This window comes from Bradyrhizobium sp. UFLA05-125 (assembly GCF_059803515.1).
Map to the genome: position 1 here is coordinate 29,502 of NZ_JBANBJ010000012.1, position 22,063 is coordinate 51,564.

Sequence of the window (22,063 nt, forward strand, 5' to 3'; positions counted from 1 at the left end):
AATTGCAACCGAAAACCGCACTTACCCAGCCGTTCGAGCACTCGTCCGAATCGCCAAGCAAATCATTCGGCGATTGTTTCGACGAAGATCGCATTGTCCCGAGATCGTCCATTGGATCGAATCCACAGCGTGAGTGACCTTGTGGTGCAAATATTTCGTTCACTCGAGCCAGGGAGCGAGCTTGTGTTCTTAGATATCAGGGAAGTCAGTCTTGAAAGTGTTCTACTTGCGCGACACGACATTTTGAGGCCGCATCAAATGCCCGAGGAAACAATTACTCCGGCAGATTTACATCCAGATGCGGTTCATTTGGGGGCCTACTTGGACGAGACCTTGATCGGCGTTGCGTCAGCTGGACCAGAGCCATTTCCTTACAACAAGGAAATCGCCGGTTCTTGGAGGGGTCGAGGATTCGCCGTCTATCCGAAGTATCGCAACCACGGCGTGGGAAGCGCCCTCATGAAAAGGTCACTGTCGTTGTTGAGGGCACGCGGCTGCTCCCTTCTTTGGGCATTCGGACGGGTCCCCGCGATGGGATTGTACTCGCGCGTAGGCTATAAAACGTATGGCGAGGTCTTTGAGATCGATGGCGTAGGTCCACACTACACGATCGTGCTCCCGTTCGGCGAAAGCAGGGAGTTAGATAAGTTCTTGGAGAGTTCCCCTCCGTCCGATGCCTCATGACGGATTAATCTTTACATCTCTCAACTTTTGTATCCCGTTTCTGGGCGAAGCTCGTCTCCGATTCTAGTCTCGTTCTTTCGCTACCTTGTCGGCATGCGGTGTTTGCGTCAGTTGCTCCAATGGACGGTGAATTCTCCGGTAACCTGCGCTTTTTTTGGGGGCTGTGTAAACTCGAAGCTGCCCCATCGAGACGCCCCGATCGCGCAACGGACCTTTGACGCATTTCGCACCTATGACTGGATGTAGCGGTCAGATGACAAGAGCTAATCCCTCGTCAACATCGCCCGCTCTTTCCCAAACATGGCGAAGCGTCGGAGGATATCCGTACTTGTGTGGTCAGTATCACGGGTGTTGTTGAAGGAGAGCTCTCACCACCGGATGCCAGCTTCAGAACGCGACTCCACCGGAATCGATTACGCATGAAACACTCTAGCATCTGCGGGTGCACGCATCTTCGTTTTTTGTCCGTTGCGAAAACCATCGATCGCCTGATTCTTCCCTTTCTGCCCACGCCCAGCGGTGCCTTTTAATATGCGTGGCGTCGATCATCGGGGAGAGCATCGATCGCCTGTTCGCACAACGCTCCCGCAAAAACTGTTTCAGACGCTGCGCCTACCCAGGGAACGGTTATAGATTGGCCGTCGACGCCGCCCCACATTCGGGCGCGCAATCCAACCAGCGGCAGCCCCTCCTCCTATATCGAATTGCAACAATTTGCGCCCCGTCAACTACTAAGGTCAGCAATTGATCTTAAGCATATCCACTATCATTGTTTGAATGCGGGTCGGGAAAAGTGACCATAAGGACTCGGCGTGAAACATCCGGCGGCCCGATTTCGGGATCCCGTACGCATTCGCCTCTCGTGCGGAATGCGGTCTGAAACCCTCGGGCTGAGGCAGTTGGTCGAAGTCCTCAAGACAATTGGCTGCGATGTGCGTTGACAATGAAGGCGATGAAACGAGTACAAATTTACATGTTGGCAAACAGACTTTTTTTGAATGAGCGGCGTTTGTTTATGCTCGGTTGGTCGATCCGCCCTGAACACGAGAACTAGGATGATGCCTGTGCTCGGAATTTCAAACGGTGGACGCTTGACCGTCTGGTTCATCGGAGATTCTTCCGGCACCCTTAGCTAACCGGCCGGCTTGCGATGGCCGGCTTTCCTAGACTGGAAGAGCCACATCGACGCGGTCTTCGTTACCTCTTCGCATTTTCCTGGTTAACAGATCTGGGGCGATTGGAGCAGGGCCGGAGCGAAGATCATGGATCGAGCTTCAGCGTCGCAGGTATTGCCTCCACCATCCTCGCGCCGGTTGCGTGGCGGATGGGATCAAGCCTGCTGCTGGAGCCTTCAACGCGACCCTGCATCGGTCGTCTGAGGAGAATTTCAATGCCTACGGACGAAACAACGACAACAATCGATATGACACGAACGATGGCGCCGGAAGTGCCGATTTTTCGCGAACATATTGAGCGGAGCCTCACGGTTCTGGCGCGCAAACCGGAGCTTGCCGGGACCATATTACGCCATCGGTTTCATGGGACTGCCCGCGACAAACAAGTCGCGGCGAACTGGTTGGGGCGTCGGCTTGGTGCGGCGCCAACACCGGTCCGCTTACTGATGACTAGCGGAACTCAGAACACGCTTATTATCCTGTTCTCGCGCCTCGTCCCCAAAGGCGCGGTTATTGGGACGGAAAAGCTGACATATGCGGCGATTGGCCAACTCGCGATGCTGAGTCAGACCACGGTTCTACCCATCGATATCGACAAAGACGGGTTGCGGGACGATTCCTTAGAAGCAATGTGCAAGAATCATAGAGTCGGAGCAGTTTACATGAATCCGACCGGCCACAATCCGACGACCTCGATTATGTCAGCCGAGCGTCGACGAAGGATTGTTGAGGTGGCGCGCAGGCATTCCGTACCGATTGTTGAAGATGACGTGCATGGTCATATAACCAAAGCCGCACCGCCCCCGATCGCTTCAATCGCTCCCGACCTCACCTGGTATATGATGAGCGTCTCCAAATGTATGGGCATTGGGTTAAAGACGGCCTATTTAGTTGCGCCATCGGAGGAAAGTCTTGCTGATCTTGTTCGGCCGATACCGAGCATCTCCACTTGGTTTGCGCCCGGGATCTCCGCGGCCGTTATCACTGATCTAATAGAGAGTGGAGCTGCGAGCCAAATCGCGAGACACATCTCTGATGAGATTGCGGCCCGACAAGCCATTGCGCAGGAGATGCTGGGGCATTTGGGCATGATGCACACGAACGGGTCTTCCTTACACATCTGGATAGACTTACCGTCGAACTGGACAATCGAGTCGTTCATTCAAACAGCCGCGCGCAACGGCGTGGCACTGAGACATCCGCGCGTGTTCGCGACACCTGGCACCGAGATCGAGGGTAACATCCGAGTGTCGTTGATCGCTCCCTCAACGCACGATGACCTTCGACAAGGGCTCCAAGTATTAGCGGACTTGCTCATGGGTCGTGCGAAGTCTCAAGCATAGCGGCTGCCCTGGTTTCGGTGAACGCAGATGTCGACGGCGGAATTTGCACATCTCAACGGCCAAATTATCCCCTGGAATGACGCGAAAGTGCATGTATTCGCACCCGTGGCGAAGTACGGAATAGGTGTCTTCGAAGGAATACGTGGCTATTGGAACGAAGAGGCACAGCAATTATACCTTTTTAGGGTCGCGGAGCACCTTGACCGGTATTCGTTCTCGCAAAAGGCGATGCGATTCGATCAAGGGCCGTCCAGATTGGAATTGGCCGAAGCGCTCGTTGACCTGTGTCGCGCAAATGGATTTCGGACGAACGTACATATCCGGATGATGGCTTTCATTGACGGCTCTGGCGAAATGGACGCAACCGGGCCCGTAGGAACCGCCATCACAGCGTTGCCGCGGGAGACCACTAAACAATCCATCAAAGGCGCTTCTGCTCAGATTAGTTCGTGGATGCGCATGCCGGATAACGTCATGCCGGCACGTATTAAGTGCAATGCCAATTACCATAACGCGCGATTGGCTATCATGCAGGCTAAACGCGACGGTTACGATGTCGCTTTCCTCCTCAATTCAAGAGGAAAAGTGGCCGAGGCACCCGCGATGTGCGTGTTCCTGGTTCGCACTGATCAACTGATCACGCCGAGCGGGACCAACGACATACTGGAGTCGATTACCCGCCAGACCGTTATCGAGTTAGCCCGCGAATATCTTGGGCTAGAGACGATCGAGCGCGATGTTGACCGAACGGAACTGATCCTCGCGCACGAAGTCTTCTACTGCGGCACCGGCTCCGAAATCACGCCAGTGACATCTATAGACAGTATAGTTGTTGGGAGCGGTCAACCCGGGACCATCACACAACAATTGATGGAGATCTACCGGCAGATCGTCACCGGCAAGAGTGAAGCGCACGCTTCGTGGCGAACTCCCGTCTTTTAATGACGTTAACACGACGCCCGGCACGCTCGGCGAAGTCGGGCGTTTTCCGCAATCATGGGCAGCGGTCTGTGGGCTCAACGTCGAAATGAGCTGGGCCTTACATTGCGGGCTGCAAGGCTCGGCCTTCTGGCGACGAACCGATCTGAAACAGGGACAGCCCTCCAGATGCGGGCTTGCCGAGCCCCTTGTCGACAAGCCCAAAGTGTATGAGGTTCTACGTCTGCGGTGATCAGCGAGCGCGCCTGTGGCGGATCGACATCCTATCGCGGCCCCGGAGCGGAACGTAAAGCCTTGCAGGACAGGAAAGCGACGCGAGAAGGCATATCTCGCGCGCGGCAAGAACGTTTGAAGTCGTGAAGTCAATTAGCGCCCTGGCCGGTCGAAAGACGTAGGTCGTCAGAACGATCTACCATCCTGTGATTCTAGGACCTTGGCCGCGGCGACTGCTACAATCGTTACCGCGAAATGCAAGAAATTTGCGGCCGTCAACTACCAGCGCTAGCAATTGATCTAGGTGAAGCAAGCATGTGAGCTACGGTTGATGAACTTCGGACCGATCGAACATTACTGGCTAAGGAGCTCGCCACGGAACGTCGACCACAACTTGTTCTCGCCAACGGTCCTGATCCATCAGCTAATAGTCGGTCGCAGAATGCTGTCTGCTCGGTCTGCTGCAACTGCAACCTCTACCTCATGTAAGTAAATGATGCGTTCTTCGGAGCGATTGGCGAGCGACTGCTCCTTTGATGGGTGTCTTTTTACAGTGCTCGCCTGCTACATGTGGCCCGTTCCGGACTTGCCCCGGCCGTCCAATGTACGTGAGACTACAATCCTGGCTGGTCTCTTTGTCACGTTGATAGAGGGGCGGCGCTTCAGTGACTCATGGATCTGCAAAGGAGGTTTAATGTCAAACGCGTCGAACTGCCCTGCAACCAAGTGGGGCGATTTCAGCAATAGTGCAGCTGAGTACGGTCAATGCCCCCCATATTCGGCAGTCGTGCTGGGATCACTAACCAGAACGGTTGCGAGCGTCTTCGGTGAGGTCCAGATCGCCGAACTTGGCGCTGGGACCGGAAATCTGTTGCGATCTTTAGACGACCAAAGAGTGACCGGCTATGCCGTCGAGCCCAACGCCGCAATGCGCGCTGTTGCCCGTCAGCTTGCTCCTCATGAGTCTCGATTCCAGTGGGTGGCAGCCACAGCCGAGTCGTCCCAATTACCCGATAATTCCGTAAATTGGGTGATTCTTGGAAATTCGTACCAGTTTGTTGATCCCCCACAGACGTTCAAAGAAGCCCACCGAATTCTCAAGGAGCAGGGGTTCCTAACGATTATCTGGGACATTAGAGACTTCAAGCGAGATCAGCTTCAGCGCGAAATAGAAGAAATGGTGAAACGCGAAGTATCCGATCTCAAGAGAACTGGCACATCGGTTGCCGACATAATGGATGCGGTCGACACGGAAGGGCTGTTTACCGAATACTGCTACATGGAAGCGCGCCACGAGCAAAACCTTACCCCTGAACGTTTCCTGGATACGTGGAAAGCCGGGCACGATATTCCAAGTCAAGTGTCGCAAAAGCAATGGAATGATCTTCTAACCAAGACGGCACGGATGATTCCTCGCAAACCATCGATCCATACGATCTGGATCACCCGCGCCTGGACGTTCCGGGCCACATAATGGTTCTCTCAGATAAGACCATTGATAGGAGCCAAATATGATCGTCGCGAGCGAAGTGTATCGTGGTGCGGCACCCTATTACGCACGATACAGGCCACCCTATCCGGGAGATTTTTTCCGATCATTGCTTAGGGTTTGTGGCCTCGGAAACAGCAGTCGTGCGCTCGATCTAGGCGCCGGCACGGGACAGATCGGCATTTCCTTGGCGCACTCTGTTGCGGACGTGCTTTCCGTCGATGCAAACGACGAAATGGTTCAGGAAGGAAGGCGAATGGCGGAGGCCCTAGGGATCAAGAATATGGAGTTTGTAGTATCGAGATCTGAAGACCTAACCGGCCCAATATCGTCCTTTGATGTCGCAACGATTGCGACCTCCTTCCACTGGATGGAGCGACGGATGGTGTTGGCAAAGCTAGCCCACGTGCTCAAGTCGGATGGCTGGGTCGCGATCATCCAACCCCACCAGGATCGCTCGGAACCTGGGGACTGGGAGACTGCGATGTGGAGCGACATCAAAGAGTTCTGGGGAGGATGCTTTCCGGCAGGTCCTGGAGCTGTTCAACCCGTACTAACGGTATCCGATCGAGAAGTCCTTCGCGATTCCGACTTCAGTGAAATCACTGAGCTTCGTCACTACTACGAGCATCACTGGAATATTGATGACCTACTTGGTTTCCTCAAGTCAACGTCAACAGGTTCGCCAGGTATTCTCGGACCTCGTTGTGGCGAGTTTACAAATCGTATGCGTCGCTTGTTGTTGTCGTATTCGCCGTCAGGCTTCTTTGTGGAACGAGGTCACATCACGACGTTGCTCGGACATAGAGCCTAGGTGCAGTTTTGGCCCGACGATCGGTCAAAATTCCCAGGTGACGTCACCTCAAACTCCTCCACCTAATTCCGCCTGACTGGGCGGCTGTTCGGCCACAGAGCGCGCCTTGAGCGCCAGACGAGCCAACGAGAGATCCAGCGGCTGATGGGGATCGACCGCAAGGCGACCCGGCGCTACGGGGCGATTTTCGTGTCACGGCGGGCGGCAGAGGCAAATTGCCCGCCGGGGTGACCGCCGGCTCCGAGGCCGCGGATGGCCAAACACCCTCACCTGCGTGACCGCCGGCTATCGGAGTGAAGGTGACCGCCAAGGCGTTTGATTTCGTCCGCTCAACCTGTCAACCGCATCGAGCAGCGGGCCCGTCTGAAGGTAAGGCGTAGGAGACCCACATAGCGTGGCGCGTTCGAATAGCAGAGAATCTCCTGGTGATATGCAAGGAGATTCCCGTGAGCGAACGTATGTCTGATACTAGAAGCTTCGAAGTTCTCACGGCGACTCCTGTGCGGCCGTCTAGCAGTCCGAGCGCGCAGTTACCGGTCATGGTCGGATGAAGAGAATGCGCGGATCCTTTGAGCGACGCTAGTTACCGGAGCGAATGTAACGGCGTTTGCGCGGTCAAATGGGCTCGATCCGTCGCAACTTCTCGCGGGGCGTCGCAAGGCGAAGGCGTTGACGTCGGGCTGACCGGCTTGCCGATGTGATCCGGGCGGTTCGCAAAGGCATGATCGCGGCCGGCGTGCAGGTTTATGTCGCGAGCACACCGGTCCGCCCGCGTGCACCACCACTTCGCCGATAACAATTTCTACGACGTCGCTCCGCAGCGCTTCAAAGCGCGCAAACTTGACGGGCTTGCTCGGCGCTGCTGCCAATGGCACGACCACCCGGAAACTCGCTCCAGATGAGCCGCAAAGCCCTTCCGCGGACGCGGAGCGCGTTTCGGCTTGTCCTGAACGGCGCTTTCGAGCTCGGCTTCGTTCGCTGAGATTGTCATCGAACCTGAGAGTCCGCAGGCTGCGAAGGGCCGGAGAAAGTTCTGATCGGCGAGGACGTATCGGAGCGTCTGGACGTGATGCCGGCGAAGTTCCGCCTGATCGTCACGCGTTACCCGAAATACGCCTACAGGAATCGCGACGGCGTGATCCAGGCGCCGGTGCCCCCTATCATCGAGAGCGGCATCCCCATCGAGGCGCTGCTGGCCTCGAGATTGCCGGCGCCAAATATGCCGATGGTCTGCCGCTCTATCGGCAGGAGGCCATCTATGCGCGGGACAAGGTCGAGCTGGACCGTTCGCTGATGGCGCAGTGGATTAGCAAGGTTGGCTTCGAGCTGCAACCTCTGGCAGACTACGTTCTGGAGAAGATCAAGCCGGGCGAACGAATCTTTGCCGATGAGACCAGGTTGCCGACGTTGGCTCCCGGTTCCGGCAAGACCCAAAGGCCTGGTTATGGGCCTATGGCTCAGGACGACAGACCCTTCGGCGGTGCAGATCCGCCGACGGTGGCCTATCGCTTCGAAGACAGCCGAAGCGGTGATGGCGGTCTGCTGCAGGTTGACGGTTATGCGGCTGCGGCGCGGCGATCAAAGTGAGAGTGCGTATTGCCTCACCTATCGATACTCCCGAGTGCAATCGGTTGCCTCATTTATTTTGCTCCCGGCTTGGGTTGAGGAGGAGGCCGGGTGCGGAGATGGCCGGGGTTTCGGAGCGCCCGGCCTCAAGGCGCCCGGTCGAGGCCATGTTCCGGGAGGAGAAGCCGCATCTGCGGCCGCGACCGGCTTCCTTACTTCTCCGAGTTCGCGCGCACCGTCTACGAAGACACCACCGTTCGCGGGGATCACAGCGACTATGCGGCGCGTCCCGCGACGATCGGCAGCCAGGTCGTGGTACGCGTTTACGAGACCACGATCGAGATCTGCGACCGCAGCACCCGGGCGCTGTTGCGCGTTCATGCCCAGGCCGCACGGCCGGTTCGCTCGAGCTGCCGGACGACGAGCGCCCGTTCAATCCATGCCGTCAGACCGCCTTTCCTGCTGGCAAGCGCCGGCGACATCGGACCGCAAGCGAAGGCACTCTGTCAACACCTGTTCGACACTGATGACCGCCAACGCGCGATGTGAGGCATTGTCAGGCTGGCGAAGAAGTCTCCCGTGCGGCTCACCGACGTCGCGCTGGACACCATGATCGGAGGAGAACTTGCGGATAATTGAAACCTCACCGGACGGGAGCGATCACCATAATAGAGCAGCAGTGTCTCCAACTCGAACGACGTGGGAATGGGAACCATGGATGGTAGAGCTGGATCACGCCGACGCGGCGAGGTGGCATGCAGCCGTTGTCCTACGCGTCGCGGCCAAGTCCAATTCAATTTCAGTTGGGCTGGTGGGCATCAACCTGTCACGTCAATGATCGGCAGGCTTCTTACCGCCGAGATGAACGCACTGCGCGGATTAGCCTTCCCAAGGTACGGCTAGGATGAACAGGGCGTCGCCAAGATCGGTCAGAGCGTGGGAGCGCATTGTGAACACCGTCCCCGAATCTCGGAAATGAGCGACAGCGGGCGGTCGCCACGGCGTTCGCGGGAAGTGGATCGCGCCGGCACGCTGACCGGCTGTGACCGTCGCGCCAAGCGCGACAAATGGCTCAAACAATCCGGTCTCCTCAGCGTAGACATATCGTCGGGTCGGCAGGCGAGTCATCAGTGGTGTCGGGGGTGGAGCCGGCACATCTGTCAGCGGGCGCGTGACCACGCCAAGATCGAACAACAGGCGCCGCAGCCCCTGTTCGGCCAGGCGGAGCGCATCAGGGGATACGCGACCTGCGCCCCCGAGTTCAGTTGACATGTGCGAAACGCCGGCGCGTTCGCAGGCACCAAACAACTTTTGGTCGTTGCCCATCAGGCCTTTCACGATGATGCTTGTCGGCATCCCAAAGACCCTCAAGAAATGCTGTCCTCGCGCGAGACGAGCGGCATCGGCGGAATAGAAGATGTGCGCTGAGGGGAGGTATTCAGACGAACAGCCGCCCGAATGGAAGTCGAAGACGTGATCGACCCGGGGAAGCAGCTCATTCTCGATATAATGGGCCATCATGCGGGTTGGACCGCCGTTCGGATCACCCGGAAAGCTCCGGTTTAGATTGCCATCGTCGAGGGGCGAGGTGCGGCGCCCGGCATAGGCGGCTGGTGCATTGGCGGCAGACAAGATGAGGATCTTCCCACGGACGTCGCTGATTTCGAGTTCGCGCAGCAATTTCATCAGCATGACCTGGCCCTCGAATTCGTCGCCATGGTTGCCAGCCATTAGGAGCACGCGCGGGCCGTCGCCGTTTTTGAAGCGAGCGATCGGAATTGGAATCCAGCTAGCACCGTGGAGGTGACGCGAACTTGGCAGTCGGAGATAGCCTTCAGCCTTGCCTTCGCCATCCAGGTCAATGTCGGTCCAGATGCGGCTCCGACCTTGCGGATATTCATCACTAACGTTGAATAGTTCTCGCGTCACGAGTGTTCTCCTAAGAGTTGTAAGGGATTGAATTTTCGACGAAGGTCTGCGCTCAAAGACTTCGCGCGCCACAAGAGCAGTCGTTTCGATCAAAGTCCAAGACGCCAACTGCGCGTCCATGCGACTGCGTGCGCATAACTCCGATTCTTGGTCGATCCGATTGGGTAATCCGGCTCCGTTAACCCGTCATCGGCTAGATCCGGTTCTTCTTACGAAAGATCTCGGTGCCTTTCACCAAAGAGCTGATCTTGCCGAAAGCGATCTCACGCGGCAGATGCCACATGCCGCAATCGGAGGCGGGATGGAGCCTATCCGGCGGCACCACCGTGGTAGCCGCCTCAAGGCGTTCGGAGATGTGCCGCGGGGTTTCGACCGTTTCTGTGCCTAGGTTGAGGAGCCCGAGGATCACGTGCTTAGACCCGCAATGGCGCAGAAGCTCGGGCTGGTGCCCGGGCTGTTCGTACTCTAGACTGATGGCGTCCACCCGGTCGCAGCCGGCAATCAGTTGCAGAACGTCGGAGTAGCTGTCATTGGGTGCTTTCGTCTCGCGGAAATAGGAATACCCATAGCACACGTGTACAGCCACGGGCGCCCGCAAACCGGCGGTAATCCGTTCGATAGCAGCGGCGCCGAACTGGCGCGCCCGGCTAAAGCTGGTGTGAAAGGACGGCTCGTCAATTTGCAGAAGGTCGGCTCCAGCGAAGTCGAGGGCGCGCAGTTCAGCGTTCAACGCATCGGCGAGCGCGAAAATCGCCTTTTCCTCGTCACGATAGAAGTCGTCAGTCATCTTGCCGTAGGAGGTCACGGGACCGATGACTGTCACCTTTATAGGCTTCTTGGTGTGGCGTTTGGCGAAGATCAGCTCGTCGACGCTGAGTGGCCCCGGCCACTCGACCGGCCCAACGATACGCGGAACCTGATTGCGGACGCGCTCTAATTCAGTGGCGCGATCTTGGCGCACCCGCGAGACAGGCTCGATCTCACTGTCTTTCTTGCGGATTCCTAAAGACTCGGGGTCGACCCCCTTGAGCCTCGAATAAAAATACCGGTCGTAGGCCGGGCGTTGAGCCTCTCCGTCCGTCAGAAGGTCGAGGCCCGCCCGCTCTTGCTCGTAGATCGCTAGTAGCGCCGCGTCTCGGCGGGCAGCGTCGAGATGGGGCGGGAGAATCCGCCATGCGCTGCCGTCCAGGTTGAAGCTCTTTTCGCGGTTGACGAGCCATTCGGGCTTGGCGTAGCTGCCGACAATCTGAGTGGTTAAGGGGCGCAACATTTTCGGATCCAACTCCGTTGCTTAAGGTTACAGAAGGTTAAAGGCGGCAGGTTTCAATCCGTGATTGGCGTCCAGCACGTACGGCAACATCCGCAATCGACAGCGGCGAACTGCGCAACAAAGGTATGCTGCCAAGATCATTTCGGCCGTTGTCAATCGACGGATGCGACGACCTTCGACGGCTGCGATGACCCTTTAATTTCTCATGATAGCTCTGCTAGGCAATGCACTGAGACCTTCGATCACGTTTGAACGTGTTCGCTGATGTGCGCGAGCTTAGAAACTCGAATTGCTACAGCTGGATGACGTCAATCGAATAGTTCGATTGGAACTTGCGCACGCGCGATGGATTTGCGATGCGCGCGGCGATGATCTCGGAAAGCAAGAGCGTAGCTAAATTCGCGTCGCCATCAAATAGCGCGCGACGCAAGTGAAAGGTCCGGCCGGAGTTCTAGTCACGGAAAGTTCGCCGCATAAAGTCTGCTGAGCTTTGTGGCAGAAGCGTTTGACCGAGGCCAGAATCTGGTCTGCGGACTTGGTCTATTTGAAAGGCTTTGGTTTTTGTTGTGCAGGTCGATGAAGTTGCGGATGTCGGCCTCGAGCTGCCCGACGGAGGTGTGAACACCTCGCTGGATCTGCTTTCGGGTGAGTTCGGCGAACCAGCACTCGACCTGATTGATCCATGACGCGGAAGTCGGCGTGAAGTGGACATGATAATGCGGCGGGCGGGCGAGCCACGCCTTGATTCTTGTGGGTGGAGTAGTTATCCATGACGATATGGACATCGAGCCCTTCAGGAACTTGAGCATCGATCTCTTTTAGCAATTTCAAGAACTCAACCGGCCGGTGGCGCTTGTAGCATTTTCCGATGACGAACCCCGAGGCGACATCGACGGCCAGAGCGGGCCTCTTCATGCATTTCACAAATCAGCGGAGCCATTTGCCAACGGTGTGTTCATGGAGACCGAGTTCGATAGCTACGACGATGACGAAGTTGCCTCTCTAAGTACGTCCGCTCCTGCTGACTTAGCACCAACGGCGCGATCGGCCGTCCTCTCACAACGGCACTTGACACAAGCACTCTCGTTCAGAGGTCCAGCGCTGTTCTATGTGACGAACTTGCATTCCAGATGACCAGCGGCCGTCAGCTCGCGGCGCTGAAAACGTATCTTAGCTCAGAGCTCACCGAGTGGCGGACGAGTTGCCCGATTGGGGCGTTCTCGCCGCCGTGGCGGAAATATGCTTGCAAGCAACATGCAATACACCGCTTATTCACTCTATCGCAATGGTGTGCCCGTAGGCACTGACGTTGAAGGCCTGCTGACGCAAGGAGGCCCGGGCCAATGATACAACGTGCATCATCGCAGCTTTGGATCATTGCATTAAAATAGGCGATTGCTCGATTAGTTAGAACGCTTTGGAGGGAGTAGAAGCCCCGCAAAAGCTTAAGAGCTAATAGGTGCCTTATTTTTCCCCCTGTTGCAGAACGTCTGAAAATCCGTCCCTCTGAAACGAAGGCCATGACGGTGCGACCCGTTAAGCTGCGCGATAATGGCGCTGACGTTGTTACACTCAGTCAGGGCAAACCGGATTTCGACACGACACCTGCTGTTGAAGAGGCCGGCATTGGGCAATCCGAGAGGGATGAACGAAGTACACCGCGGTCGCCGGGATTAGGCCGCTGCGCGAGGCTGTCCGCATGAGCCTTCTCCGCGACCACGGTCTTGACTACAACATCGACCAGATCACGGTGAGTTGTGGCGCAAAGCAAGTCGTATTCAACGCTCTGTTTGCCAGCCTCAATCCGGGCGATGAGACCGTAATTCGACGCCGTGTTGGGTCTCCTATCCTGACATGGTGGCGGAAAGCCGGTTCTCGTTCCTTGCAATGAATTCCATGGCTTCAAGCTGCGCCCAGAGAGCCCTGGAGGCTGCAATCAAATCGCGCACCAGGCGGCTGTTGCTGAATTCACCGCCCGATCCGACGGGGGCAATGTACAGCCGAGCCGAGTTGCTGGCGCTCGCGGCGGTGCCGCGCCTTCATTTCCTCGTCCACATTCTCTTCGACGACATCTACGAAAAGCTCACCTATGGCGCCGCGTGTGCAACCATGGCCGAGGTCGCGCCGGACCTTCACAAGCGCACGCTGACGGTCAACGGAGTATCCAAGGTGGACTCGACGACCGGGTCGCGTGTCGGTTATGGTGCGGGGTCGTTGGCTCTGATCAAGGCCATGAACCTCATTCGAGGCCAGACCTGCTCGTACACGAGTTCGATTTCGCAGTATGCTGCCGTAGAGGCGCTATCTGGCGGCCGGGACCATGTGAAGGAACCTCCGGGTACCTTTCTGCAGCGTCGCGACCTTGTGGTGGCAAAGCTGAACCAGCCGGGGGGACTTTCCTGCCGTGCGGCGGACGGCGCTTTCTACGGTTTTCCCTCCGGCGCTGGTCTGATCGGTAAGCGCACTCCTGACGGTAAGGTGATCGATCTGCTCGAGGCCTTCGCTGCGAACGGGGTGCCATGCAGTGCCTTCATGGCCTCACCCGACATCCGGATTTCGTATGCCTCGTCGATCGAGGACCTCACCCACGCCGGCGACCGTATCATCGCCGCACATGCCGCCCTATCCTGAAGGATCTTTCCATGTCGCCTGCCAAACGCCTCCGCGACCGCATGGCCGAGACCGGCCTTGTTCACATCATGGCCGCCCACAGCCCGCTGTCGGCGATGCTCGCAGAGGAAGCAGGCTTCGATGGTCTCTGGGCCTCAGGCTTCGAACTCTCCTGCCTTTACGGCCTGGCTGATATGAGCCTCATCTCGATGACCCAGCATCTGGACATGCTGCGCGCTATCGCCGGACGTACCACGCTGCCGATCGTAGCCGACATCGACACGGGCTACGGTAACGCAATCAATGTGATCCACGCGATTGGCGAATACGAGCGAGCTGGCGCCAGCGCGGTCGTGATCGAGGACAAGACGTTCCCGAAGGTGACGAGCCTTGCTGCCTGTGGGCGTCAGGAGCTCCTGCGCATCGAGGAATTCCAAGGCAAGATCGAGGCCGCTATTGCGACCAGGCGAGATTCGGCCTTTCTTGTCATCGCGCGGACCGAAGCATTGATCGCGGGCCTGGCCGAAGCTGAAGCTCTGGACCGTGCGCGAGCCTACGTGAAAGCGGGCGCCGACATGATCCTGATCCATTCAAAAAAGAAGGATCACGGGGAGATCGAAAGCTTTTCGCGGGCCTGGACCGGATCGGTGCCACTAGTGATTGTGCCTAACGCCTACCCGACTCTCGACGGCCACCGGGTCAAGGCACTGGGCAATATCCGGATGATGATCTATGGCAATTACGGCATCCGTGCCGCTGCAACTGCCATACAGCAGACTTTCCGCCGGATCATCGCCGACGGCGGCGTCCAGAACGTCCATAAGGACATTCTGCCGGTGGAGGAGATTTTCAGACTCCAGAGAATGGACGACATTAAAGCAGCTGAAGCTCGTTTTCTTCGCTGAAGGCAAGTCTCGAGCGCCTCGGACCTTGGAAAATAATAGCGATAGTTGGCGCGGCGAGTAAGAGCACAACCGGCTCTCTCCTTCGCAATGTCACATTTGACCGGGCTCAGACGAGCGTCAGCGCCGAGCATTATGACCGCGCTCTTGAGGTGCGAGGAAGAGGGTGATCGCACATCAACCGGCTGTCGCTCCCATACGGATCCCACCCAATTTAGTTCAAAAAGCTGATTTTTCGCACGAGTTACCCCTGATAAGCAGAATTTCGGCTGTAAGCATCGAATAATGTGATCGAGCAATCATATTTGGAAGATCGAGGTGAGAAAAGGAACTTCCCAGAAGTTAGCGGAGCATAAGATGGCTGCGGAAGGCGATGAAGTGCCACTCAATGCAATCCGGGTCTTTGTGACGATCGCGCGAGAAGGAAGCGTAACGCGCGCAGCAAGTGCATTGGGAATGAGGCAAAGCTCGGTTAGTCGCTACTTATCCGTCTTGCAAGATCATCTAGGCGCAGAGCTCATGCAACGACGCGGTCGGGGAAGCGAACTGACCGAGTTTGGAAGGCTTTTTGCAAACACAGTCGCCGAACCACTCGATACGGTGTGCTTCACCGCCAAAAGAATGCGACGGCGAAACCGGCAGGACGCAAATCGAATCGTAGTTCGCACCTCGCTTTCGACCTTCGCTTACTCCTTTCTGATCCCGAGTCTGCAGGCATTTTCCGCTGAAATGGGCGGCGTCATCGTGGATGTGATCAGCTCACTCTCTCCGCCCACGTCTTCTGACGACTACGACATCCTGATCACACGGGATCTTTCTGTCATCGAACCAGCCGACAAGTGGGAAATCTACAACGAGCAACTGGTATGTGTCGGTTCTCCAAACCAAGTAAATGGCAAAAACCTTTCGATTGTTCGCTCGACACCGATTCTGAACATCACGTCCCGGCCCGACATATTGCCCACCTGGATGCGGGCGATGAACCTGACCTCTCAGGACATAAGGTCGGGGGCGCGATATGATCACAATTACCTCGCTCTACCGGCAGTCATGACCGGAAAGTGCCTCCTAGTGGCGCCGGAGATCATCGTCAGCGATTTGGTACGCGAGCGCCTTCTGAAGGTGATACCAGGATCACGCACTCCGAGCGGCATGCGTTATCGGGCTTACGCGGTTGACCGCAGCGCTAATCCCGAGATTTCCCGGGCATTTTGCCGCTGGCTGGTGCGCCTTTGTAAAAAAACTGCCATTTCGGAAGTCACTTGATGCCCGAAGGTCAGTTCCACTGCATTTATTTCGACATCCCCATCTAGTCACCTCGGTCGAAAAAAACCTGGCATATTTATCTACGCACATTTGAAAGCAGGCGCAGTCGACACGACGGGCAGGCACGAGTCCGTTCTTTGCTCGCGAACATCTAGCCGCCGCTTCCAGATTTTCTTGTTCTTTGGTAGCTTTCCGCCGGAAACGCCGTACAGTTGGGCTTCCTGAGCTTCGAGCTGTCTGAATCATGGGCGCAAGTACACGAGCGCATACCTTCTGTCGACGGCGGCCTTGCTCTCCGGCGCAAGGGTTGTGCTTGTCCGGACTAATGGAGTTTCGAAGGTCGTCCTCGATTTGCTTCGTGTGGCTGGCCTTGGCACGCTGATCCTAACCATGAGCCGCACAAAAAACCGAATCATTCGGTTGGACCCTTATGACCTTGTCGCGATGCCGGTCACGGAACGATAAAGCCCGTCGCCGTCCGCAAAGCGCGCAATGCTTTTTGAGGAAAACACATGTTGATCGACCGTCAGCCGTTTTGGGTTCAGTGGGCGATTTTTCTCGCCTTTACGCCATTGCGGTACTGCACGTGGTCGCTTACTGGCTCGGCAGCCGCAAGGTTTTTGTTGTCCACGGCCACGACGAGGGCGTTCAGCAAGCCGTCGCACGGTTTCTAGAAAAGCTTGGTTCGAGGCGATTATTATGCATGAGCAGGCCAACAAGGGCCGCACCGCGATCGAGAAGGTCGAGGCGCATAGGGATGTTCGGTTTGCCGTCGTGCTGACGACGCCGGACGACGAAGGCTCCGTCAAGGTCTGACGTCCATTTCCGCCAAAACGTGCTCCTTGAATGCGGATACTTCATCGGCACGAGTCTGCACGCTTGACGTCGGAGACCCCGAAGTTCCCTCGGACTAGCGCGGGGTGATCGACGAATCATTCGACAGGGCGGCGGCGGCTGGCGTCCCCCGCGAGAGCTCGAAGCCGTGGGCTACAAGATTGACTGGAATCCGGCGATGCCGCCGGCTGCACATCACGGCTCCTTTGCAAAGCATATCCTCGATGCCCCTCGATTGAGAGTCGCACCGAGCTACGTGGGCCAGTTTCAGCGTCTGTCTCCGGAGAGACCTTCCCGAGCGTCGCGGCCGAGCGAATAGCAAGGCAAAGAGCATAATAGATTTGGCAGCGCTCCTAAAGCGACGAAGCGCGCTGCATCTGTCGCAATTACAGACGTCGAAAATCGCGCTCATGCCCCGACGACGACGTTGAGGCACATTCGAGGTTCGCCGCCAGCGACAAGTACACCAATGATGGGCGCTGGTCGCGATCATTTTCCTTTATTCTTTCCGAAGGTCTGCCCTGTGGCAGTCGTTCTGATGGGCACGTTACCCAACACAGCGAGGGTTCATTGGCAATCGAGGAAATTTTCGCGTATCGTTCCCGATCAAAGCGATGGCGCATGATGTGCAAACCGGTGGATACGAGGGCTTGCAAGCGCTTCCCATAGGTAAGCCCTTGACGTTCCGCTCACCGACTCCGCTTCTCGCCTCCGACCGAAGAGCATAGCGGAGCGCGGCCTTGGGCCTCTGCTCCACGTTTACGCCACTCCGGCCTTGCCCGTGTATTCATCGATCCACTTTGCCGTCTGCTGAAGTCCACCGAAGCTAAAAAAGTGCGCTCGCAATGATCGCAATTCTGCCTTCGAATGCAGTTGGAGCACGATTCGATCGACCAAGTCTCGCGGCTCATAACTGGTCACAAGACGGCCGAGCCTCCGACCTTGCGAGCGCAAGGCATGCGCAGATCCGTTCACACCGCATACGCGCGCTAAGCGCATCACGCTCCTCAACGTTGTCGGTCCAGCCAATCCGATGCGAAGATCGTCCGCTATCCCTCTCACCTTCAAATGATCGAAATGCGCCGTGATCGCATCGGCCTCAAAGCAAAACTGGCTCACCAACCAAGGTTCGATCCCTTGCCGAACAGTCGATGATACTTTTTGATCAAGCTCGTGATTTATTATATCGGAGGGTATGAGCGGATGGGCCTCCGGGTAAGTCGCAAAGCCAAGACGCCTGAACCCATAGTGCGCGAACAAGCCCGTCTCAAGTGCTGCTCGACCAGAGGGAAATGGCCCGGCGATTCGCCCAACGTCGCCTCCCAGCAACAGCGCTCGATCAACGCCAGCCTCTGATTGCAGTCGAGCAAGCGTCGTCTCCAGCTGACGATAGCTCTCGTATCTGCGCGCAACCACATGAGGCACCGGAATGAAGCCCGCCATCCTAAGCTTTTGAGCTTTTGCAACAACTGCGTCCGTTGGCTCTCCTGATATGCTCGGAAGATAAACCTCTGTCCCGAGTGGAAGAACTCGGCTCGCCATTTCGACCGCGCCGATATCGCGCGGCGTGATCTCGATTGAGTATTGACTGAGGAATTGCTGGGACGCTTTCCCCTCGTCATCGCCTTGGGTGTTTGAGGAGATCATGGGTGTTTCCTTTGCAGATCGGACGATGCGCACAGGCCCGTCCGGCAGGTACAGTTACCAGCAAGTTTGAGCGAGGTCGGAAGCGCGCTGGATTGGCCCACACTTCGAAGTGCAACGACCTGTTTCACAGCTCGTTCTTTCGTGAGATGACGTAGGACTCGTCCCAGAACCAGAGTCCGTTATGCTTGCGCAGAATGTCCTTTGTGCATTCCAGGTACTGATCGTCCGTCATCGCTCTGGCCAGGCGCTCGTCCTCGATCTGCGCGACATAGTTTGCATTATTCCAAGCTGCAAATAGTGTTGACGTCCCGATCGACGTTACGTCAGCATCAATCTCATGGGGGAGCGTGTACATTACGTACTTAAATTTTGACTGCTCATCTGTGAGCGCGGTGAATCTGTACTGGCGCGCCTTATCTCCCATCGCAGCCTCGGTTTCGCGCAATATATCTCGCCGATCGTTTGCAAAGGGCTGCTCGCCGGGCCACACGCTTTGAATGATTTCGAGACCCGGGTCGGCCCCACACGAATGAATGCCGATCAGCCGTCCTCCCGGAGCAAGGGCCAAGGCCAGTGGTGCAACGACTTTCTTTGCCTTGAACTCGGCGGATGCGCGCGCCCTATAGGGTTGCGAAGCGATAATAAGGTCGTAGTCCGCCGCAATCGCGCCCTGCCTGGGGATGATCTGGTCCAGGAGGAACTGACAACTCTCCAGGTACAGCACCAGAACGACCGGGCGCTCATAGATGGGATTTCCGGACTTCTTGCTTACGCTGGCTTTCCAATATTGCGCCAGAAACGGCTCGAGGTCATTGATCTGACGCTCGTACTCTGCTGCGGTCTTCCCTGTAAGGGCGACTTCTTGCCAGACGAGTCTTGATGCCGCTGATGCCGAGCTCGGCGAAAGGTAGGGGGCTTCCTGATAGTAAAGATTTGTCAGAACGACCACGGTCGTCGGGTGCTCGTAAAAGCGGTCAGCAAGCTTCTCAAGCGTCAAACGTATGTCCTCGAGACTAATTTCCTTCCCGACGACATAGAAAGGAACATTCTCGTAGCGCCGATGCATAGATCGCAGCACACGGGCCAACACCGTTCCATCACCAACGCCAGCGTCAAATACGCGCAAAGCAGGCGGGCGCGGGTGAATACTATCAAGCTCGAGTGCTATTCGTTCGGAAACGATGCGCTTCTCGCTGCAGGTGTTGACGAACATCAGGTACTTCTGCCGGTTGTCATAGAACCGAAAATCGTTCTCAGGTTCCGCTTTTTCAATCGCTTGAGCTTCGGCCAGCGCGAGAGCAGGTCGTTTAACGGTCAACATGTCAGCCTCTTTGTTCATAGCGCAGCATTTTGCCTCACTGAGGTGGAGGTCCCAGCAAATTTTCAATTGATAGCTTGTGGAAATCCGGCGGCGCCACATGCATGCTCTGGTGATCCCGGTCCCAATACGCGAGCCAGGCGAACCGCCCGATGATGTCGTTCGAGAAGCACCATCCGAGGGGGTCGATCGCCTGCGTCAACGGAAGCGGGCTGATAATCAGCACTCTCGCGCGGCACAGCAAAAACTCGATCCAGCCTTCTTTCGCTGACGCCAGGTTTCCCTCCGGGCAGTTTGATCGCGCGCCACCTGAGAAGGTGAAGGCCGCACGTTAGTCGTGTCGGGTGCGCGATTGCTCTCAACGGCGAACCGGCACGCTTAACGGCTTGGGCACTCTTTCACCAACAAGGAAGATTTTGACTGCAACAGATGTTTAGCGCTTCCAGCTGCTCCTCCCACAGGTTTGGCGCTTCTATTGCCGTGCGATAAGTGCCGCTACCTTCGATTTCATTTCCCGCATCGCTTCTTCGGGAGTCGATTTGAGCGTTACGACTTTTTGCAGAATGCCCTTGATGGTATTGAAGATCTTGATCGAATTCGGTCCCGGGAATGAATACCAGCTGGTCACCCGATCCCGATTTACCAATGCGACCTTAAACAAGGGCTCGGACAAGTAGAAGTTTCCAAGCGAGTTCTGCTCGTTGATTGCCTTCTCGTTGAACGGAATCATTCCCGTACTCTTCACGATGGCTGCCTGGGAGGATAGCGTCATTGCAAATTTCAAGAATTTCCATGCTGCATCAGCTCTTGCTGGGTCTTTCGTAAACAAAACTGCAGTCAAGCCGGCGACAGGTAGCCGACCATTGGGTGATGGGACAGGAAAGGGCGCAACTCCCAGCGGGAAACGTCCCCCGATCTGTTTCTGGACTCCCCCAATGCCTGAGCTGGCTATGACAAGAGCTCCCAATTTGCCGGCAGTGAACGCCTGACGAGCCTGATCTCGTGACATATCCGCATGACCTTGACCGGCTTCGCCGATCTGTCGAATGATCTGCAGCGCCCACAATCCTTGCTGACCAGCAAAAGCGGCATCGTCCGACGCTGTCGCCATCGTCCCTCCAGCGCTTTCGAGCAGAGATAGGTATGTCCAGTTTCCGCTCGCCTCGAGATCGAAGTAAAAACCCATGGTATTCTGACCGATGGCACCGATTTCTCTGCCCAGATTGATAATATCCCGCCACTCACTCGGAAATGCATCAGGATCACGGCCCGCCTTTGCAATGAGCTCCTTGTTGTAGGCAATCACCGGCATCGATGCCGCGAGAGTCAAACCATACTCGTGCCCGTCGATGCGTCCGGCGTCCGCTGCAGCGGAGCTATAGCTTACGTCCGCCCATTCTTGATCGTCCGACATTAGCTGACCGAGATCGACGGCATAGCCACGCTCGACAAACACCCTAATTTGATTGCTGCCCGTGAGAGTCATATCGGGTAGATCGCCCGTGATTGCCGCACGCAATGTTTGTTCGGTCAAAGATTCAAAATTCATGTTCTGCGCTTCGATCTTTACGGCAATCTCTGGATTTTTCCTTTCAAACTGCGTCGCGAGTTCGCGGAACATGGGTGCCCACGCCGCCGGAGCAGCTGTGATCCGGATGATGGTCTTGGCAGAGGTCGGCGACGCTAAACCAGACATCGTGCCAAGCAAGACGCATGCGATGAGAACTGCCCGACGCATAGTGAACTCCGAGTTCCTAAGACAACAGCAGGCTTGGGAGCCGCGTAAAGGATTAGAGGCGCGTTGCATGACGCCGATGCGGGCCTTGTACTAAAGTATCGCAGCCGGCAGCCAAGACACGTCTTCAAGGCGATCCAATTTTCACCATGTATTAGTGCGTTTCAATCATTCGGCCCGGCGCGACGCACCATGACGCCAGCAATCACCGCTCTTTGGTCATATCAAAGATCGCGGGTACAGTCGCGACCAGATGCGAGTGCGGGCTCCTTAGAAACTCGAACTACTACAACTTGATGACGTTCATCGAATAGTTCGATGCAAGACTG

Annotated in this window: 14 protein-coding genes and 3 pseudogenes; 11 read left to right on the top strand and 6 right to left on the bottom strand. The window is 56.6% G+C overall.

The window, feature by feature from the left end:
- Positions 1-258: 258 nt before the first annotated feature.
- The 7 genes and pseudogenes from SO156_RS14105 to SO156_RS14135 form a co-directional block, all read left to right on the top strand.
- Positions 259-684: a GNAT family N-acetyltransferase gene (locus SO156_RS14105; protein WP_498535292.1), complete on the top strand. Its 426-nt coding sequence runs from the start codon at positions 259-261 to the stop codon at positions 682-684.
- A gap of 1,390 nt (positions 685-2,074) precedes the next feature.
- A complete protein-coding gene (locus tag SO156_RS14110) occupies positions 2,075-3,202 on the top strand; it encodes an aminotransferase-like domain-containing protein (RefSeq protein WP_498535195.1) in 1,128 nt (375 codons plus the stop codon).
- Positions 3,203-3,229: 27 nt separating this feature from the next.
- Entirely contained in the window at positions 3,230-4,144 is a 915-nt protein-coding gene (gene ilvE / locus SO156_RS14115) for a branched-chain-amino-acid transaminase (RefSeq protein ID WP_498535196.1), read from the top strand.
- Positions 4,145-5,048: 904 nt separating this feature from the next.
- Entirely contained in the window at positions 5,049-5,828 is a 780-nt protein-coding gene (locus tag SO156_RS14120; protein WP_498535197.1) for a class I SAM-dependent methyltransferase, read from the top strand.
- A gap of 37 nt (positions 5,829-5,865) precedes the next feature.
- A complete protein-coding gene (locus SO156_RS14125) occupies positions 5,866-6,657 on the top strand; it encodes a class I SAM-dependent methyltransferase (RefSeq protein WP_498535198.1) in 792 nt (263 codons plus the stop codon).
- Between the two features lie 980 nt (positions 6,658-7,637).
- Positions 7,638-8,223, top strand: a pseudogene (locus SO156_RS14130) (IS66 family transposase); the annotation flags it as partial.
- A 143-nt stretch (positions 8,224-8,366) separates the two neighbouring features.
- Positions 8,367-8,769, top strand: a pseudogene (locus SO156_RS14135) (Mu transposase domain-containing protein); the annotation flags it as partial.
- 333 nt (positions 8,770-9,102) lie between these two features.
- Here the strand turns inward: SO156_RS14135 and SO156_RS14140 are convergent.
- The 3 genes and pseudogenes from SO156_RS14140 to SO156_RS14150 all read right to left on the bottom strand — a co-directional run.
- A complete protein-coding gene (locus SO156_RS14140; protein WP_498535199.1) occupies positions 9,103-10,272 on the bottom strand; it encodes a succinylglutamate desuccinylase/aspartoacylase family protein in 1,170 nt (389 codons plus the stop codon).
- A gap of 73 nt (positions 10,273-10,345) precedes the next feature.
- Positions 10,346-11,422 carry a uroporphyrinogen decarboxylase/cobalamine-independent methonine synthase family protein gene (locus tag SO156_RS14145; protein WP_498535200.1) on the bottom strand — a complete coding sequence of 359 codons (1,077 nt, stop codon included), beginning with the start codon at positions 11,420-11,422 and terminating at the stop codon, positions 10,346-10,348.
- A gap of 393 nt (positions 11,423-11,815) precedes the next feature.
- Positions 11,816-12,319, bottom strand: a pseudogene (locus SO156_RS14150) (transposase); the annotation flags it as partial.
- 957 nt (positions 12,320-13,276) lie between these two features.
- On the opposite strand from SO156_RS14150, the gene SO156_RS14155 reads away from it, so the two are divergent.
- The 4 genes from SO156_RS14155 (at position 13,277) to SO156_RS14170 (ending at position 17,016) form a co-directional block, all read left to right on the top strand.
- Complete coding sequence (locus tag SO156_RS14155) at positions 13,277-14,053, top strand: aminotransferase class I/II-fold pyridoxal phosphate-dependent enzyme (RefSeq protein WP_498535201.1); 777 nt, start codon at positions 13,277-13,279, stop codon at positions 14,051-14,053.
- Between the two features lie 11 nt (positions 14,054-14,064).
- Positions 14,065-14,937, top strand: coding sequence for an isocitrate lyase/phosphoenolpyruvate mutase family protein (locus tag SO156_RS14160; RefSeq protein WP_498535202.1), 873 nt, complete (start codon positions 14,065-14,067; stop codon positions 14,935-14,937).
- Positions 14,938-15,291: 354 nt separating this feature from the next.
- Entirely contained in the window at positions 15,292-16,200 is a 909-nt protein-coding gene (locus tag SO156_RS14165; RefSeq protein ID WP_498535203.1) for a LysR family transcriptional regulator, read from the top strand.
- 597 nt (positions 16,201-16,797) lie between these two features.
- Complete coding sequence (locus SO156_RS14170; RefSeq protein WP_498535293.1) at positions 16,798-17,016, top strand: TIR domain-containing protein; 219 nt, start codon at positions 16,798-16,800, stop codon at positions 17,014-17,016.
- Between the two features lie 777 nt (positions 17,017-17,793).
- On the opposite strand, the gene SO156_RS14175 is transcribed toward SO156_RS14170, so the two are convergent.
- The 3 genes from SO156_RS14175 to SO156_RS14185 form a co-directional block, all read right to left on the bottom strand.
- Positions 17,794-18,681 carry a methylenetetrahydrofolate reductase gene (locus SO156_RS14175; RefSeq protein ID WP_498535204.1) on the bottom strand — a complete coding sequence of 296 codons (888 nt, stop codon included), beginning with the start codon at positions 18,679-18,681 and terminating at the stop codon, positions 17,794-17,796.
- Positions 18,682-18,805: 124 nt separating this feature from the next.
- A complete protein-coding gene (locus tag SO156_RS14180) occupies positions 18,806-20,002 on the bottom strand; it encodes a hypothetical protein (protein WP_498535205.1) in 1,197 nt (398 codons plus the stop codon).
- 469 nt (positions 20,003-20,471) lie between these two features.
- On the bottom strand, positions 20,472-21,737 hold the full coding sequence (locus SO156_RS14185) for an extracellular solute-binding protein (protein ID WP_498535206.1): 1,266 nt from the start codon (positions 21,735-21,737) through the stop codon (positions 20,472-20,474).
- Positions 21,738-22,063 lie beyond the last annotated feature (326 nt).